Here is a 13,961-nt window from a genome sequence, read left to right as displayed (position 1 = left end):
ACTTTTTTCATTATCACAATGGCAGATTCTTTAAATCTTACCGCCTTGGCCGCGTCGCTGGAAAACTACGCCCGCGATAACAAGGAACACATCTTCCAACGGGCGCTTGTTCCGGGCGTTGACGAAGGTATTGCAGACAGTCCGGTTGTCCCCATTGCGGACTATATGACAACCATGCAAGCGTCTGATGAAGTCGTTTTGACCAATCTGGAAGTGGGAAGCGTGGCACAACCCGGCGGAAAAAACGCCTTCACGCCAACCCTGAACGCGGTTAATTTTAAGCCACGTAAAGGAAAGGTCCGTCAGGCTAAAGTTGACCTTCAGTTCACCGACAAGCAAATCATTGCGTTGTACAAGTCGTACTTGGGTCAGGTTCGCGCCAAACAGATCAACCCGGAAGAACTACCCTTTGAAGAGTATATCACGGCCCGCGTGATTGCTAAATTCAAAGAAGACATCCGGGTCCAAACCCTGTTCAATGGTGTGTATAACCCAACCGGAACGGGTGCGCTTGACATTGCGGACGGTCTGCGGACCCAAATTTTGGCCGCTATTACGTCGGGGGACATTCCGTCCGCCAACGTCATTGATACGGCTATCATTACGGCGTCCAATTCCGTGGGTGAAATTGACAAGATTTTGGCCGGTGTTCCTGACGCTGAGTTTTACGCGGGTCTGATTTGCGTGTGCTCACGCACATTCAAGACCAACTACGAACAAGACTACAAAGCGCGTTGGGGTACGCTTCCTTACAATACGGGTCAACTGAAACCCACTATTGTAGGAACCAACATTCCCTTCATTGTGGAACCCGGTTTGTCTGGTTTCAACCGGCCAATCTTCACGCCTAAAGGCAACTTGGTTTATCTGTATGATGACCTAGCCGGACACGACACGTTAGCCGTGGACTACAACAAACGTCAACGGGATATTGCGTGGATGATGGACGCCCAAGTTGGCGCGGGTATCGCCATTGCGGAACGTATTTGGACAAACGACGGGATATAGTTTGCCCAACCATTTAGGCCGGGTCTGATAGTATCAGACCCGGCCAATGTCAAGTCAACTTCAATCATTTTTAGAACTTTATTTCTTAAAGCTGTGAAAGCAAAATCAATCTTACCGTTTTTAAAGGTCGCTTTCGTCATTGCCCTTGCCATGGTTGTTTCCCACGAATTGGGCGCTTTGGCGGCTGACGTTCATACCCAAGATTTGTTCCACAATACGCCAATGTTTGGAATGGCCGGTGGTGTTGTCTCGTTTGCCAATCTGGACGCGTCATCTTATGAAAAGCCCAATCCGGGCGGCTTTCGCCGGTTGCTGATTATCAAATCAAAAGACATTGACGGCGTATGGCCAAAACTGGCTGATATAACCGCCGGGGAAATTGTGGAAGCGCCGGAATTTGTGACCGGGGCGAAATTGGCGGAATACTCCTTCCCAGACGGTTCCTTTGACCTGACGGACGCGTCTGACGGTGATCCGGGTTTCCAATCCTTCAAACACGCCGGAACGTTCATGATGGCCGGTTTTGGGAAGGCACTGACGGCCGAAATTATGAAGCATCTGAACGCCGGTTGTATTCTGATTGGGGAAATGAATGACAATCAGTTTGCCGTGGCCGGGACGTCTGACAATCCGTTGTACGTAAAAACCGCCTTCAGTTCTGGGAAAAAAGGAGCTGAAAAACGTGGTTATACGTGCAAAGCAGAACAGGACGGCTTTATGTTCGGTGTGACGCCATTGAAAGCGGAAATTGCCGCTCAGCTTCCTTTGATTGCTGCGGTTTAATCAAGTAAGGGATGCTTACAAAATTCATATTGGTCAACGTTCCTGACGGGGGCGTTGACCATTTGGTTGAAGGACGGCGCTATTCAATCAATGACCGATTAACGGATAAAGACGCCGAATTTTTAACAACCCGCGGACTTGGAAAATACTTCCAACGTCTGCCAAAAACCCAAGGCAATGACCAAGGCCAAATCAGTACAACAGGCAAAGGAACCGAAAGTGAAACCAGTGACGCCGGAAGCGCCCATTCAACCAGTAGCGCTGGAAGCACCCATTCAGCCAATAGCGCCGGAACCGCCGGTCCAACCAGTGACGCTAACGGAAAAACCGGAAGAGACAAAAACGGACGATTCGTTTCAGTCAAACCCGGAAACGTTTGACTTTTTGGCGTTCCTGAATGACTGTCTGACGGAAGAAACGTTGACCGATGACGAACGGACGTCAATAGTTGAAATTATTGATATGGTGAAGGAATATCCAGAACAGGACGCGGAGTTCATTAAACTGTTTGTTACGACCTTACAAGGTCAATTGCGGGCGTACCATGCCGCAATGACCAACGTGACCGAAACGTTGCCAACGTTGCTTCCTGAAGACGATGAAACGGACGTGGAAGAAGATGACCGGGCGGAACGGTTACGGGCCAACGCTCAGTCTGAATTGGCCGCTATGCGAGCCGCGTCACGCCAACGTCAGGAAGCCGCCGGAATCGTAGAAGAACCGGAACCGGCTGACGATGAAGAAGAATTGGACCCGGAAGAAGTCGAACGGGCGGAACGACTAAAGGCCAACGCTCAGTCTGAATTGAATGTGATGCTAAACGCGTCACTGAAGCGTCAGGAAACGGCTGAAGCCTTGGCACAACCTGAACAGGTGAACCGCCGGGCCAAATAAATTCCCTAATTAGTCATCCAAAAAAAGCCGGTCCAATCCGGCTTTTTTTGTTAGAAAAAAACCAGATGCAGAAGCCCGAATTGTTCCCAAGCTTGGCTGACTTCCTAACCGCTTCCGATATTGACCCGGTGGCGTTAATGCGTACCATTGAAGACTATATGGAAAACATTGGGGAAATCGTTTCAGTCGATTACAACCACTATGAAGACCCGTATGGGTTTCTAATGGCTGAATCCTACCGCCAAGCAATTGAAAGCTTCCTAGTTCTCTTAAAACGCGCCAAAACCGATGACAACACAGGAATGGAAAACCCAACGCAACAAGGCGGCCGCCAACTTGGAATTGCTGAAGATGAAAAAGCGGGCGGGGCTGGCAAGCCCGGCCGACGTTCAGAACGCGGAAGCCATACTTCAGGGATTGGTCAACTACCGCCCGGAAGCGGAACCGGCCGTCAAATCGGAAGCGCCGTCAAAACCGGAAAAATGCCCAAGTCTTCAGGCAAGCCAACCCGTTGACATCCCGGCTATGCCGGTTTTAGAGTTCACGCGGTTATTGGAAGAACTGACGCTTCAGAAAGCCGGGTTTCATAAGGAAATGTCCATAAGGTGCAACAGGCTGAAGGACATCCCGGACCATGAGTCCGCCAAAGAATTGGTGGACGAAATTGACGATTTGTATGAAAAGCGGACGGCCGTGGCCGTAAAAATCAACTTCCTGAAGGCCAATGGCCGCTTGCCGGAAGAAGCCGCGCCGGAACTGACGGTGGAAGATATGAAGCTGAAGTTCATGGAAAACTTGCCTACTGACAAGTATGACTTATCAAAGTTACTGTCTACCCTTATGCCTAATCTGTCGAAAGCCCGCGGACGGCTTCAGCAATCAAAGGACCCGGTGAAGAAAGTAGAGTATAGTCAGAAGGTGGCCAAACTGGAAGCGGAAGTGGCCTTGGTACGTAGTAGATTAAAGGCATTTTCGTAGTTTAGGAGCATAACTAATGCCACTATGAAAACATTCTTATGTTTGTTGATTGGCCTGTCCATGTTGTTAACAACAGTTCAGGCCAACCCAAACCCTATTGACTCTCTAAAGAAAAATCAAGCCTTATTGATGAAACAGTCAGAAAGGCTAATGAAACGATCAGATAGTATTATCACTATAATGCATAAAATGTCTCATACTAATGATTCCTTGAATAAAGAACTATATTACTATAGAGCTAAAGATGATTTTTATGTGATGGCTGTTGATCGACAAGGAAGCCATTTTGAATGGTTGTTGGCAACAATAATTGGCGTGGCTGGGCTGTTTAGTTACACTTTTTTTCGCCGTGAGTTGAATAAGCAGAGAGAAGAGTTTGATAATCAGCTAAATGTAGCTAGTGAAAAGTATAAAATATTATTGGATGATTTAAGAGAAACAAAAATTGATTTATTTAAAACTATATCCACTATAAGCACTAAAATGGTGCAATTTGATGCACAGAATACATCGTATGCATCTATGTCAAGCACTTTAAATAATGTTATATTTAGAATGGATTATCTCCATAAAGCTTATAAGTTAAGCGAAGGAGAAGGAAAGGTCCATTTAGCGGATGAATTAAAGATAGATATTAAACATTTTGGTTTAGTATTAGATGACATAGAACAAGCATATGCTGAAAGAGCAGATAGGCAAGAATTTTATGATCTATTCAGAAAAGATAATGGTTACGTTTTAACATTAATGGATAAATTTATATATGATAATAACAGAGATATTTCTCAAGAAGCAGTACTAACAAAGACACGGCTAATTTATTTTTTAAAATAATTGTTTAAGTACTCGCTAACCAATGCAAAGAAAACCCGGCCGTAATACAGCCGGGTTTTGCCGTTTTTTGATGTTTAACCACATAACCCGTTAAAGCCATGCGATTGGCACAAAGCTACGTTTAAACGCGTCCTGTTGTATTCATTTTCCGCCATGTAACCTTGTTAAAAGCTATTTATCAAGAAGTTTTATGGCAAAAAATAAATCATTATCCCGGCTAAAAAAATCGCTTCAGATTGAGCCGGACAAGCTGGACAAATTTTTGGATTATTACCATTCCGGGAAGCCCTTGGCTGACACGGATATGGTCATGTTGGAACGTTACCGGAAGGCGTGGTCATGGTATTCTTTAGGGCGGCCGTTTGACAGTATTTTGGCTATGCTGATGAAGGAATATGGTCTTCAGGAACGTCAATGCCGCTACATTATCGCGGAAGCGGTGGCCATTCATGGCAATATCAATCAGGTTGACCGGGACGGGAAAAAGGTGGCTTCCGCCAATTTCTTCCGTATGGTGGCAAATATGGCCTTAATGAATGGAGAGTGGGACGCGGCAACGCGGGCATGGGATAAGGCGGACCATATGGACGGTTTGCACGAAGAAGAAACCGGCGGTGGATGGGACCCGGACGCCTTCAGTAAGCCCGGAAAGTTCGTCTTCATTAACAACGTCAACGTCCTTCAGCAACACTTGAAAAACCAGATGGAAGACGATGAATAAGCTGTATAGTAGACCGATTGCAACGCGTGAAATTTACGCCAACGCCAAGCAATTGAAGTTTATGAAATCCCGCGCCCGGCGGAAAACTTTTCTAGGCGGCCGGGGAAGTGGAAAGACCACAACGTTGGGTTATACATCCGGCCAAACGTTTGAAAATATGCCGCGGGCCAAGTACGTATTGACCGGGCTGACATACGTTCAACTTGACCTGATTGTCTTGCCGGAACTGAAGAACGCGTTGTCCCGGATGGGTTATGTTGAGTATAGTAAATCAACGCCATGGGGCGTCTACGTCATTGGGCAACAACCGCCGGAACATTGGGTCAAACCCTATTCAAGTCCGGGGAAACGGGGTTGGCAGTACTGTATGACGTTCATTAACGGCTTTTGTATTCAGTTAGTCAGTCAGGACCGGCCGGATAGTCAACGCGGAATCAACAGTGACGGCGTATGGGTGGATGAATCGGCAACGATGTCTGAAGACTTTTTAAACAAGATCATTCTTCCGGCCAAACGTGCCAACAAACTCGCCCCATTTGCCAAGAATCATTTGCACCTATGCTTCTATGATTTCACGTCCGCGCCGTGGACCGTGGAAGGTGGGTGGATGCTAAAGACGGAGGACAAATGGAAAGCCGAATTGGAACAACGGGCGCGGATGTCGGATTCTGAAAAAATAGCCCTTCCTCCAGAAAATTTATTTCTGGAGAGTACGTGGGAAGACAACCGGGAAGTCTTACCCGATACATATTATAAGGATTTGGAAGAAACGTTGGACGCCTTGACGCTTGATGTGGAAGTCTGGAACCGACGATTCACCCAGCGCCCGGACGGGTTTTATTATGCCTTCAGTACAACAAAACATTGCTACCATAGTGCGTTCAGATATGAGACAGACGACAAGACCGGCTTGACGTTGCATCAATCGAACGATTACCGGGACGACCGTAAATTGGAAGTATCATTGGACTTCAACGCGGCTATCTGCTGGCTTACTATCTGTCAGGAAATAGGGCGCGAATTCAGGCAGATTAATAGCATATTCAAGAAGCCAACGATTGGGGTACAAACAAACCTGATTATACAATTGGCTGATGAATTCGATACTACGTACAGTAGTCATCCAACCAAAGAGGTAGACGTATGGGGGGACCCCTCAGGCAAGGCCAAGAGCGCGGCCACGTCGGAGAGTAATAAGCCTTTCCTTGACCAGTTCGCAGACCATTTAACAAAGAAAGGGTGGCGTGTTACTAGGAAATACACTGGTTTTACCTACCCTTCCCATAAGGATAAATATACTCTTATAAACTACTTGTTTGAAGAAGGGTCAGATAGGACACCAAGACTACGCTTCAATCAATATACTAATAAGCCTTTCGTGATCGCTATACAACAGACGCGGACTAAGGACGGCTTCCAAAAGGACAAAGGAAGCGAACTGACGGCCAAGAATCGGGAGTTCGCAACGGACGGAACGGACGCCTATGATTACATCATATGGGGCAAGTATCGCAAGCTGATGCCCAGCGGAACCAAGAAGGGTTTCAGTAATTCCATTGTGATAATATCCAGCTAAAAAAAGTAAAGTTGTTACAGGATTCAATCCACGTTTACGGGGTTTTATATTCCGATTTTCGTTAATGGCAATTGCCTTCCCGGTAAAGGGTGCGTTGCATTCGCGTGTTTGATTGGACGGAAAAGCTAACGAATTCAGTATAAGGGTCTGTTGACGAACGAATTGCAAAAAAAGAGACTGCAAAACGGGATTCAACAGGCCCTTATTCGTGCCAAAAATCCGTCCTATAGGGGCCAAAAAGGTGGATTTAGCTTGCAATGAATTCAATCAAGCGGGCAACCATGGCGGACGAAAAACAAAAAATTACGCTGAAGACAGTACTTCACGAAATTCAGGAAGCCGGAACGGAATTCAGTTTGAAGTTTCGGAAGGCGGACGGGTCAATTTCCTACAAACAGCGGGTCAAGAAAAACCCAACGGCCCCAAAATCGGCGGCCGGTGGCGGGAAGCTTCCGCCCAAAAAGGACCTGTCATCCATTCAGCGGAACATGAACCATTCCGGGGCGCTATTGCTGTTTGACTGTATCCACAAACAGACGTTTGAATGTAAGGTCCGGCGCTTGGTTGAATTCAATGGGATGAGCATTTTTCACAACTATTGATATGACCAAGATACGGAAGTTAGGTACAAACGTTTACGCGCTTCAGTCCGGCAAAAACGGCGCGGTGGTCACGTTCGGCAACGCGGACACGTCTTTTTCCAGTGGAAAAGGTGGTGGAAGTGGTGGACGTGGTGAACACGTTCAATGGGGGGATAAGGATTTGCAGTTGGGCAATATGCACAAACTCGCGTCCGAATCGCCCAACAAGTGGCGGCTTGTCAAGACACGCCGGGACTTTGTGGTTGGCCGGGGCGTCTATACCCATGCCGATGAAAAAGCGGGCCAAGGGTCTGACACGCTGTTTGAAGTGAAGAAGTTTAAAAGCTTTGAGCAATGGCGTATTCTGTCCGATTGGGACCGCGTGTGGATACGCCAAAACCTTCAGTATGCATTTTCGGGAAACGTCTTCCTGAAGATGATTCTTGAAGCCGGGAAGAAAAACGTTACCTATGAAGTCATTGACGCCTTCAAAATGCGGGTCCGCAAACCGGCCGCTAATGAAACCAAGATTACAGCGTACATCTTCAACGCCAACTTTGGGACCAAGGCGTATAAGCCCGCGGACAGTACGGTCATCCCAGCGTTTGACCCGGCCGACCCAACCAAATTTCCGGTCTGTATTCTTCACTTACGGGATGATTTGCCGGGCCAAGATTTCTATTCATTCGCGGATTGGTGGTCAACGGAAACGTGGACCCGCGTGGCCAACAAAATCCCAATCTTCCATGACAGTGGCCTAGATAACGGCTATAATATCAAATATCATATTAGTGTCGCGGACGACTATTTTGATAGGGATGACCAGACACAGGAAGAAAAAGAAGCCCTTCAATCGGAAGTTCTGCGAAAGATGGGCGAAACGTTGGCTGGTATCGAAAACACGGACAAGGCGTTGGTAACATTCCACAAAGTGGACATCAACGGGAAGGAAATTGCCGGAATCAAGATTACACCGATAACCAACAAAATGTCTGATGATGCTTATACGACGCTGTTTAATACGGCCAACGTAGCGCAAGCGTCCGGCCATGGTGTATTGCCTTCACTGGCTGGAATTGATACCGGCGGGAAGCTTGGCGGTTCCGGGAAGGAACTGGAATCCGCGGCTAACTACCAACAAAACTTCCTGACGTATGTGGACCGCTTTATCCTGTTGACGCCTTTACGTATTGCCAAAATAATCAACGGCTGGGAAGAAGAAATGGACTTCGATGTCCGCAATATCCAGCTTTATAATTACGACGTAACGCCTAAAAATTCAGGCGCAAACCCAAATTCTTCTGACAATGAAAATGCTGATAAATGATATTGCCGAACTGAAGGCGCAAATTGGCGGAGTTCAGAAAACAATGGCATGGCCAACGTGGGAACCGGCCGTCCGTCAGTCAGAAATGAAGTACATAATCCCGGCCATTGGTCAGGAATTTTATGACGAACTGACGGCGGTGACGGTTCCGACGGCCCAACAAAAACCCTTATTGGACCGGCTGAAAGCGGCCACGGCGTTTTTTGCCTATCTGGAAAATTTACCCTTCCTGATGGTGGCAACGGGGGACGCGGGTATGGTGGTCAGTAGTCCGGCCAATACCCAGATTTTAACCAAATGGATGTTTGTGGCCACGCTGAAGGACGTGACATCCAAGGCGGATTTCTGGCTGGAAGATTCGCTTCAGTATTTGGAGAAACACGCGTCCGACTTTGAAACGTGGACGGCTTCAGACGCCTATACGGTTAGTCATGGCCGGTTGATTCCGTCCGCGTCCGCGTGGACGGCCGCCTATCCGCCCGCGCAAAATTCCCGGCGGCTATTCCTTCAGGTTCGGGGGTATCTGCAAAACGCGGAAGATTCGTTCATCCGCCCAATACTTGGGGCGGATTACTTTGAAGCACTCATGGCCAAGCTGAAAACGGCCGGGACAACCCTGACGCCCAAAGAAACCAACGTGGTCCGGTTGGCCCGGATTGCGCTGGCCAATTATGGCTTTTCCAAGGCGCTTCCGTACCTGAATATGAACGCGGACTTTCGTATTGTTTCCGAGACTGACGGTATTGTCAATGAAGACGAATTGGACAATGTACGGCTGAATGTTGTGCTGAAGGAATGTCAGGAAGCGGCCGCCAATACTGCCCTTCAGTTGACGGATTATCTGAACGCCAACGCGTCTTCCTTGGTATTCCAGGAATATTTTTTGTCAGATCGTTACCGGCCGCCGGTATCAACCAAGTCCGCCGGGTTCAAGAATGATTCATCCAATCCTTTTTTCGTCTTATGAGTCCCCAACTAAGCTTCTGGTTTTTTCGTCGGACGCTTCCCCATTGGTGGGTTTTGGCGGCCGTCACGCTTCCGATTCTGAAGCTGTGTTCCGTCCTGAATGGGTCATGGTGGTGGATTTTGCTTCCGGCATATGCGCCAATTGCTGTCCTATTCATTTTACCCGGTTCCGCCTTGTTTTGGGTCATCATTTATTCATTCTACAAGTCGAAAACGAAATTTTAACTAATGGTATCCATGAACGATTCAACAAGCCCATTTCAAGGAAAAACCGTTCCACTCCACGGGAAGCCAATGACGTTTGAAAATATTGAAGCCGCCGGGCTAACGGAAGAAGAATTGGAGATTCAAGCCGTTGAAGAAGGCTTGGCACAACGGAAAGCCCAGCTTCAGCAACAGAAGCAAGCCGCGGCCGCTGAAGAACGGAACCGTCTGACAGTTCAGTTGAATAAGGCGAAAGACGCGGGCGTCAACTTCCGCCGGGAAGCCAGAGAAACAACCAGTGAAGCCGAAAAGCGCCAATTGTACGAATGGGCAACGGAAGCTGACTTGGAAGTTGGCCGTCTGGAATCGGAATTGGGTATTGTTCGGAAAGCCGATCAACCGGCGGTCCGTCATCAAACCTTCTTTCAGCGGAACCGTTGGGCGGTGGCCGTTTGTCAGGTGTTGGCGGTTCTGGTTGCTGTGCTGTACTTCCACGGACAATTCAACAATTTCGGGGACAACATACGCGAAATAAACCATGGCCTTCAGGCGGACGAAAAAATGAACGCCTATGATGATACGTCCATGCAAAAGTTGATGTATGAAAAAATGGTGGTGTTCATTGACATCCCCTTGGCCTTGTTACTGCTGTTTATCGTTGCGCCGTTTATGGGAAATTACGTCCTGCCATTCATGAAATCAAAGAAGGATTTTTACACAGAATTCTTTGAAGACTTAACGCCATGGCAACGAAGTATTATCACTATTATCTTATCGTTGGGCTTGCTGTTTTACTTAGCAGTTTCCCACAACGTCAAACCATAGGGCAACCCAAAAAAACGTCAAAGCTGACGGTTGCCTTAAAATCTAGGCAATCGTCAGCTTTTTCATTTGAGTCGGAAGCGGCTATGAGACAAGCCGTTTATGACACGGCCGCGCGCTTTATTGGGATGACCGAACGGACCGGCAACAATGACGCTACATGGATAGCCATTATCAATCAATCCTTTGATTTGCCAACCCGGTCCCATTACTGCGCGTCCGCTTTTAACTACTGTCATGCGTTGAATGGAATACGGCTTCCGGTTGGGGATGGGGTTGGAATGGTCAGTTCCTACTTCCGGGACGCGTCTAAGATCATTTACAAGCGCAACGGCCGGGGAAACCAACGGATTGGCCGGAAGCCCCAACGAATGGACGCCGTTTCCCTGTTTGCTTCCCACATTGAAGGCTTGGCCCAAGATGACTTTGACCCGGATGAAGATGACATGGTAAAAGTTATCGGCTTCAATACGACCGGCGGGAAGGGGACAAAAGCGGGCTGTTATGTCAATTACCGCCGAACGTCCGACATCAAATTAATTGCCAACTGGCTGACTCCCTATTGGCAGTCTAAACACCCAAAAAAATGACTCAGGACTTTTACGAAGGGATGACGCTAGGTATTGCCGTTGCCTGTTTGGGGATGTATTTACTTATCAAATTAAGTCTTCCGTCCGGCCGTCATTCTCCCAAATACCCAAGTCTGCTTCCGCCCTTAGAATGGCCGGAACCGGGTAAAGATCAAACCAGTAAAACCAATCAATCCAATGGAAAAACAACCGTCAATTCTGGACCGCTTGCAGACGCCAAGCCCAAGTCTATTTGTCAAACTCCAAAAATGGGGTGTAGTGATTGCGGCCGTTGCCGCCGGTCTGACCGTGTTCCGGTCTAATCTGGCTGGCCATGACATCTTCCTTCCGGCGCTGGCGTCAAAAGTCATTGAAGTGGCTGGCTACATTTCGGCGGCCGTTGCTGGCGTGTCAACGCTTCCCATGGATGACGCCAAGCGGAGCGGGAAGTCCGTGTTTGGCGCTATCGTTGACCAACTGTTGGCCAAGGTGGTGAAATGAAACGAATCCTAATTGAAGTAGTGGTGGCCGTCATCCTGACGGCCGCCACTTGGATGGTTTGCCAGTACGTGAACGGCCGGGAAAATCTGGTTTGTATGGAAGAAAAGGAAGCCATGCGTCAGCAATGGTTGGCCCAACAAGCCGAAATTGACAAAGTGATTTATGAAAGCCGGTTGAAAACGTCGGATTCCTTACTTACCGTAAAAGATGACAAAATCTTACTACTTCAGCTTAAAATGGTTTCTGACAGTATTCAGTCTCTTTCTGACCTTGAAGCTGTCCGGGCAATCAATGAATACACGGTTCCAAGGTGATAGCGTGGCGGCCGTAAAGCAGTACGTCAGCAACGCCCGCGCCGTACTGGATTCATTAAGCCACTTTGAATTCCTGAAGGTGCGGACCGGACAACTTCGGACGGACCTTCACGACTCGCAAAGTGAAAAGTTGGGATTGAAACTTCAGTTGGTCCGGGTTGCTGTCAAGTTAGACAGTAGCGGCCGGGCCAATGGTCCGCTGAAGGAAAAACTATCCACTACAGAAGCTAAATTGAAGGGGTCAAGGGCGGAAAATTGGGTTTGGCGGTCTGTCGCTGTTTTGACATTATTGGAGTTGGCGACAAACCTTATAAACGTGTTTAAATGAAGACGGTCAGAATTAACGACAAGCCCTATAAAGTGGCTGAATCTTGGGCGGAATGTACGGAAGAACAAAAAATCCGGTTGCTTCCGCTTCAGTTGGTTGAACTCAATGAAGATGAAGACCCGATGGGAGCCGGGAAGCTGAAGGCGCTGGCCTTGAAAGTCCTGCTTCCTGAATTGGGTAAGTATCTGGCTGATTTGACGGACGATCATTGGTTTAGTCTTGGCCGGTTGACGAAGTGGATATGGTCAACCAAAATATCAGAAAAGCCGTTTGAATCCTTCAGCTTGGACGGCGTGGCCTACCTACTTCCTGACGATAATTTCAGCAATACTACGGCCGTGGAAATTGCCATAGCCAACATTCAATATTTAGCGTTCACGCGCCCGGAAAAGCCCAATCCGGCGTCCGTCCGGCTGTTGATCGCTACGTTGTGCCGACCGGCCCGGAAGGACTTGAAGACGTTCCAAAAATCGGTTGATTGGAGTGGCGACAAGCGGGAAGAATACAACACAATCTTGGCGGAAGAACGGTCCGTCCAATTTGGCAGACTACCCTTTGGCGTCATTATGGCCGTCACCCAGTACTTTGAAGCCATGAACGGTCGCTTCCTGAAGCAATATCAGGATGTGTATGAGCCGGACCCGAACGCTGAAGAAGAAGCGCCCTTGTATCTGAACGGGGAAGGCTTGGTCACTACGTTGATGGACATTGCCAAAGACGGCGTTTTTGGGGATTTTGATAAGGTGTGCCGTCAGAACGGTCATACGATTTGGCTGTATCTGCGGGATAACAACAAGAAGATAAAACGGGCCAACGCCCGCGCTTTACGGGAAACGGATTGACATAGGGGGTTAGGTTAAACAGAGATGAAGGGAAAGCCCGGTCCGTGTTGTGGCCGGGCTTTTTTAGTTTAAATGACGGAACTGGCCTAACAATTAAAACTGTTTAAGGGTGTTGTCTGAGTAGATAGCAATACTAATAAATTAAGAAACGTATGGAAGAAAATTCGCTTTTTTCAGTTGGTGATTATGTTAAATACACAGGCAGTACGAGAACATTGGGGTTGCCACCACGCTCTCAATATATTGGTAAAATTGAAGAGATTGAAACACGTTTGGGTGAACAGGTATGTAATATAAGTCTCGTTGATAGCGATGCTCGTATTTGGGCCAGATTTCGCGAAATAGAAAAATTAAGGACATCCCCTGAATTACTTAAATCTATTGGTTTTGTCGAATCTGAAATGAAGGGAGGTAAGTTGTACTTCTTAGGTGACATCTGTGTCTCTGGGATGATGATAAACATTGGTTTTCCTCGAAACAATTATATTGTTGATACAGGATATTGTAATGTGAATTTTGTATATGAAAAAGAAAAAATAAATGTCGAAAAGTATTTAGTTAACGGAAACTTCGGCTCAGAATTCAGCTTAAAATTATTTTACAAAGACTATCCTTCCGTATATTATTTCAATGATTTGCTAGTGCTATTAAGTGAAGAGGGAATCGACGTTGATGTCGAAGACGCGCTAAAAAATATATAAGGGTTGTTAGTT

Annotated in this window: 18 protein-coding genes; all 18 read left to right on the top strand. The window is 47.5% G+C overall.

Features of this window, described 5'->3' with window-relative positions; genetic code table 11:
- Positions 1–18 precede the first annotated feature (18 nt).
- The 18 genes from BM202_RS15270 (at position 19) to BM202_RS15180 (ending at position 13,949) form a co-directional block, all read left to right on the top strand.
- Positions 19–1,008, top strand: a complete 990-nt coding sequence (locus tag BM202_RS15270) for a hypothetical protein (RefSeq protein WP_093827542.1) — start codon at positions 19–21, stop codon at positions 1,006–1,008.
- 93 nt (positions 1,009–1,101) lie between these two features.
- On the top strand, positions 1,102–1,791 hold the full coding sequence (locus BM202_RS15265) for a hypothetical protein (RefSeq protein ID WP_093827540.1): 690 nt from the start codon (positions 1,102–1,104) through the stop codon (positions 1,789–1,791).
- Between the two features lie 177 nt (positions 1,792–1,968).
- Positions 1,969–2,685: a hypothetical protein gene (locus tag BM202_RS15260; protein WP_093827539.1), complete on the top strand. Its 717-nt coding sequence runs from the start codon at positions 1,969–1,971 to the stop codon at positions 2,683–2,685.
- 288 nt (positions 2,686–2,973) lie between these two features.
- Positions 2,974–3,663, top strand: a complete 690-nt coding sequence (locus tag BM202_RS15250) for a hypothetical protein (RefSeq protein ID WP_143100698.1) — start codon at positions 2,974–2,976, stop codon at positions 3,661–3,663.
- Between the two features lie 24 nt (positions 3,664–3,687).
- A complete protein-coding gene (locus BM202_RS15245) occupies positions 3,688–4,497 on the top strand; it encodes a type 2 periplasmic-binding domain-containing protein (protein WP_093827533.1) in 810 nt (269 codons plus the stop codon).
- 190 nt (positions 4,498–4,687) lie between these two features.
- On the top strand, positions 4,688–5,218 hold the full coding sequence (locus tag BM202_RS15240; protein WP_093827531.1) for a hypothetical protein: 531 nt from the start codon (positions 4,688–4,690) through the stop codon (positions 5,216–5,218).
- On the top strand, positions 5,211–6,794 hold the full coding sequence (locus BM202_RS15235; RefSeq protein WP_093827529.1) for a hypothetical protein: 1,584 nt from the start codon (positions 5,211–5,213) through the stop codon (positions 6,792–6,794). The genes BM202_RS15240 and BM202_RS15235 overlap by 8 nt, the downstream gene beginning before the upstream one ends.
- A gap of 257 nt (positions 6,795–7,051) precedes the next feature.
- Positions 7,052–7,396: a hypothetical protein gene (locus BM202_RS15230; RefSeq protein WP_093827527.1), complete on the top strand. Its 345-nt coding sequence runs from the start codon at positions 7,052–7,054 to the stop codon at positions 7,394–7,396.
- 1 nt (position 7,397) lies between these two features.
- Entirely contained in the window at positions 7,398–8,702 is a 1,305-nt protein-coding gene (locus BM202_RS15225; protein WP_093827526.1) for a hypothetical protein, read from the top strand.
- Positions 8,683–9,669: a DUF6712 family protein gene (locus tag BM202_RS15220; RefSeq protein ID WP_093827524.1), complete on the top strand. Its 987-nt coding sequence runs from the start codon at positions 8,683–8,685 to the stop codon at positions 9,667–9,669. The genes BM202_RS15225 and BM202_RS15220 overlap by 20 nt, the downstream gene beginning before the upstream one ends.
- A complete protein-coding gene (locus BM202_RS37245; protein WP_093827522.1) occupies positions 9,666–9,893 on the top strand; it encodes a hypothetical protein in 228 nt (75 codons plus the stop codon). The genes BM202_RS15220 and BM202_RS37245 overlap by 4 nt, the downstream gene beginning before the upstream one ends.
- 12 nt (positions 9,894–9,905) lie before the next feature.
- Positions 9,906–10,697, top strand: coding sequence for a hypothetical protein (locus BM202_RS15210; RefSeq protein WP_093827520.1), 792 nt, complete (start codon positions 9,906–9,908; stop codon positions 10,695–10,697).
- Between the two features lie 83 nt (positions 10,698–10,780).
- On the top strand, positions 10,781–11,284 hold the full coding sequence (locus BM202_RS15205; protein ID WP_093827518.1) for a hypothetical protein: 504 nt from the start codon (positions 10,781–10,783) through the stop codon (positions 11,282–11,284).
- A gap of 177 nt (positions 11,285–11,461) precedes the next feature.
- Entirely contained in the window at positions 11,462–11,764 is a 303-nt protein-coding gene (locus BM202_RS15200) for a hypothetical protein (protein ID WP_093827516.1), read from the top strand.
- Positions 11,761–12,078 carry a hypothetical protein gene (locus BM202_RS15195; RefSeq protein WP_093827514.1) on the top strand — a complete coding sequence of 106 codons (318 nt, stop codon included), beginning with the start codon at positions 11,761–11,763 and terminating at the stop codon, positions 12,076–12,078. Before BM202_RS15200 ends, BM202_RS15195 begins: the two co-directional genes overlap by 4 nt.
- Positions 12,056–12,406, top strand: a complete 351-nt coding sequence (locus tag BM202_RS15190; protein ID WP_093827512.1) for a hypothetical protein — start codon at positions 12,056–12,058, stop codon at positions 12,404–12,406. Before BM202_RS15195 ends, BM202_RS15190 begins: the two co-directional genes overlap by 23 nt.
- Positions 12,403–13,248, top strand: coding sequence for a hypothetical protein (locus tag BM202_RS15185; protein WP_093827510.1), 846 nt, complete (start codon positions 12,403–12,405; stop codon positions 13,246–13,248). Before BM202_RS15190 ends, BM202_RS15185 begins: the two co-directional genes overlap by 4 nt.
- A 152-nt stretch (positions 13,249–13,400) precedes the next feature.
- Entirely contained in the window at positions 13,401–13,949 is a 549-nt protein-coding gene (locus BM202_RS15180) for a hypothetical protein (protein WP_093827508.1), read from the top strand.
- The last annotated feature ends 12 nt before the right edge of the window (positions 13,950–13,961 follow it).

It is taken from the genome of Spirosoma endophyticum (assembly GCF_900112365.1).
Classification (GTDB): domain Bacteria; phylum Bacteroidota; class Bacteroidia; order Cytophagales; family Spirosomataceae; genus Spirosoma; species Spirosoma endophyticum.
The sequence above is the reverse complement of the archived record's forward strand: the minus strand, read 5'-3'. Positions and strand labels throughout refer to the sequence as shown.

What these genes read in the sequence shown, in the direction of transcription:
- BM202_RS15270 (WP_093827542.1), top strand. Translation starts at nt 19, where the DNA reads ATGGCAGATTCTTTAAATCTTACCGCCTTGGCCGCGTCGCTGGAAAAC.
- BM202_RS15260 (WP_093827539.1), top strand. Translation starts at nt 1,969, where the DNA reads ATGACCAAGGCCAAATCAGTACAACAGGCAAAGGAACCGAAAGTGAAA.
- BM202_RS15250 (WP_143100698.1), top strand. Translation starts at nt 2,974, where the DNA reads ATGACAACACAGGAATGGAAAACCCAACGCAACAAGGCGGCCGCCAAC.
- BM202_RS15245 (WP_093827533.1), top strand. Translation starts at nt 3,688, where the DNA reads ATGAAAACATTCTTATGTTTGTTGATTGGCCTGTCCATGTTGTTAACA.
- BM202_RS15240 (WP_093827531.1), top strand. Translation starts at nt 4,688, where the DNA reads ATGGCAAAAAATAAATCATTATCCCGGCTAAAAAAATCGCTTCAGATT.
- BM202_RS15235 (WP_093827529.1), top strand. Translation starts at nt 5,211, where the DNA reads ATGAATAAGCTGTATAGTAGACCGATTGCAACGCGTGAAATTTACGCC.
- BM202_RS15230 (WP_093827527.1), top strand. Translation starts at nt 7,052, where the DNA reads ATGAATTCAATCAAGCGGGCAACCATGGCGGACGAAAAACAAAAAATT.
- BM202_RS15225 (WP_093827526.1), top strand. Translation starts at nt 7,398, where the DNA reads ATGACCAAGATACGGAAGTTAGGTACAAACGTTTACGCGCTTCAGTCC.
- BM202_RS15220 (WP_093827524.1), top strand. Translation starts at nt 8,683, where the DNA reads ATGAAAATGCTGATAAATGATATTGCCGAACTGAAGGCGCAAATTGGC.
- BM202_RS37245 (WP_093827522.1), top strand. Translation starts at nt 9,666, where the DNA reads ATGAGTCCCCAACTAAGCTTCTGGTTTTTTCGTCGGACGCTTCCCCAT.
- BM202_RS15210 (WP_093827520.1), top strand. Translation starts at nt 9,906, where the DNA reads ATGAACGATTCAACAAGCCCATTTCAAGGAAAAACCGTTCCACTCCAC.
- BM202_RS15205 (WP_093827518.1), top strand. Translation starts at nt 10,781, where the DNA reads ATGAGACAAGCCGTTTATGACACGGCCGCGCGCTTTATTGGGATGACC.
- BM202_RS15200 (WP_093827516.1), top strand. Translation starts at nt 11,462, where the DNA reads ATGGAAAAACAACCGTCAATTCTGGACCGCTTGCAGACGCCAAGCCCA.
- BM202_RS15195 (WP_093827514.1), top strand. Translation starts at nt 11,761, where the DNA reads ATGAAACGAATCCTAATTGAAGTAGTGGTGGCCGTCATCCTGACGGCC.
- BM202_RS15190 (WP_093827512.1), top strand. Translation starts at nt 12,056, where the DNA reads ATGAATACACGGTTCCAAGGTGATAGCGTGGCGGCCGTAAAGCAGTAC.
- BM202_RS15185 (WP_093827510.1), top strand. Translation starts at nt 12,403, where the DNA reads ATGAAGACGGTCAGAATTAACGACAAGCCCTATAAAGTGGCTGAATCT.
- BM202_RS15180 (WP_093827508.1), top strand. Translation starts at nt 13,401, where the DNA reads ATGGAAGAAAATTCGCTTTTTTCAGTTGGTGATTATGTTAAATACACA.